The organism is Rhodococcus sp. 24CO (assembly GCF_050586165.1).
In the GTDB taxonomy this organism is placed as follows: Bacteria; Actinomycetota; Actinomycetes; order Mycobacteriales; family Mycobacteriaceae; genus Rhodococcus_F.
The window spans coordinates 1-2,216 of record NZ_JAZFNF010000050.1; the positions used below are offsets into that span (position 1 = coordinate 1).

The window sequence follows — 2,216 nt, forward strand, 5'->3', positions numbered from 1 at the left end:
TCACGAGAAGTCCACCCACCCAACACAATCGACCACGCCATCTCGATCACCGTATTCACAGTGACCCCCCTACCCCGAACAAACGACATCAACGCCGCAGTCTGTTCCTCGGTCAACTCAGCGAACACATCCCGCGACTCGGTGTACCGCCGACTCGGATCGGCAGGCGCGACCAGGGTGGGGCTCGGGGCGCCTGCAAGATGTGTCACCCACTCGTCAAGTGATCTCGAGGTATCTTGCCGATTGATCCACGCTAGGTAGTCGCGGTACGGGTACGCCCTGGGCAAGGCATCTTCACCTGCGGCGTAAGCCAGCAGAACTTCACGCAACAGGAGTGGCGTCGACCAACCGTCGAGCAGCAGATGATGATTGGTCATCACGAGCCGGTAGCTCTCAGGACCTGTGGTGATGAGCAACCAGCGCAGCAGCGGTCCACGCGTGGGATCAAAACGGTGCGCTCTGTCCGAGGCCATCACCCGATCCAATTCCAGGCGTCGCGCTTCCTCGTCACGTTCCGACAGGTCCATCTCCGACCACACGACCGCCCGGTGTTCTTGGACCACCTGCACCGGGCCGGTTTCGAGGTCGGAGACAAATGCGGTCCGCAGATTCGGGTAGCGATCGAGCACCACCTGACCCGCCTGACGCAAACGGTCCGAATCAACTTCACCCCGCAATTCGACGGTCAATTGCACGACGTACGCGTCTACCGACTCCTCGGACAGCAGCGCATGGAACAGCAAACCTGACTGAAGCGGGGACAACGGCCACACATCACTCAACGTGGGATACCTGTCCTCGAGCTCCTCGATGTCACTTTGGCCGAGCCTGACCAAGGCCAGATCCGACGGTGTCCGCCCGCCGAGGGGATGGTCGGCCAGCGCAGTCAACACTTCGGTCCACAACCGTGCCAGCTCACTCACCTCGGCGACGGTCAGCACCCCGATCGGGAAGGACCACGTTGCGCGTAGTCGGGGATTGCCCTGGCTGCCGAGAGTCACGGCGTTGATTTCCAGCACGCTCGCTACCGGCATCTCAGGTTCCTGAGCACCACCACGCTCGGAGTCGCCCAGCGTGTCACCGTCACCGAGTGGTGCCCATCCGATTCCGTCCGGTATTGATGCTCCGACGCGCCCGAGGTAGTTGAACCCGATCTGCGGTGTTGGCAAGTCCCGCATCTTAAAAGCGTTGTCCTCGTTGAGATACCGCAACAACCCGTACCCGATTCCGTGATCGGGTACCGCCCGGATCTGTTCCTTGACAGCTTTGACAGCGGCAGCCAATGCCGGGCCACCCGTGCAGGCGTCGTCGAGATCGATGTCCGCAAGATCCAGGCGCAGTGGAAAACTCGTGGTGAACCAGCCGACGGTACGGCCCAGATCCGAACCGGGTACCGCGTTCTCCTCTCGTCCATGGCCTTCCAGCGCAATGAGTGTTGTGGCAATCGGGGGATCTGTCGACACCGGTCGGCGATCTCGCCGCCATTGCGTGACCGCGACTGCCAACGCAGCCAGCAACCCGTCGTCGACTCCACCGTGAAACGCCTCGGGAACTGTGGTCAGCAGGGCTTCTGTCACTTCGGTGGACAGTTCCACGGAAACATGATCCGTCGATCTGTTCACATCGACCGACGGGTCGAGGGGCCGAGACCCGATCACCGGATCGTCGCCGGCAGTCATCGCTCGCCACAGGTCGAGTTCGGCTACTCGCTCCGGCCGGCGGGCTTCCTCGACTAGCCCATGAGCCCAACGACGCATCGACGTTCCCACTGCCGGCAACTCCGGTTCCACTCCAGCCACGATCTGCGACCACGCAATCGCCAGATCCGGCACCAACACTCGCCACGACACCCCGTCGATAGCCGAATGATGAACTACCACAAGGACACAGCCGCGAGCGCCAACCTCCACAGGCTCGAACCACACCACCTGCATCACTACACCGGCGTCCGGATCAAGCCGATTCGCCGCAGCATCCAACTCCGCGGCCACGAGGTCACTGAACTGGGAACTTCCAGCATCCACCTGCATCGACACCCGCCGGATCAGGAGGTCCGCTCGAATCGCGCCTTGCGGCAACACTTCCCACGTCCAATGACCGTCGGCTTGCGGCCGCAGCCGAGCGCGCAGCATGTCGTGTTGGTCGAGCACCGCTTGCACCGTGCTCGCCAAGCTCGGTTCGTCTATTGCCTCCGGCAGATTCAGCATCACCGCTTG

Annotated in this window: 1 protein-coding gene; it reads right to left on the reverse strand. The window is 62.3% G+C overall.

Features of this window, described 5'->3' with window-relative positions; translation table 11 throughout:
* A partial coding sequence (locus V2B23_RS30740) for a condensation domain-containing protein (protein ID WP_430953675.1) occupies window positions 1-2,216 on the reverse strand: 2,216 nt, incomplete at both ends.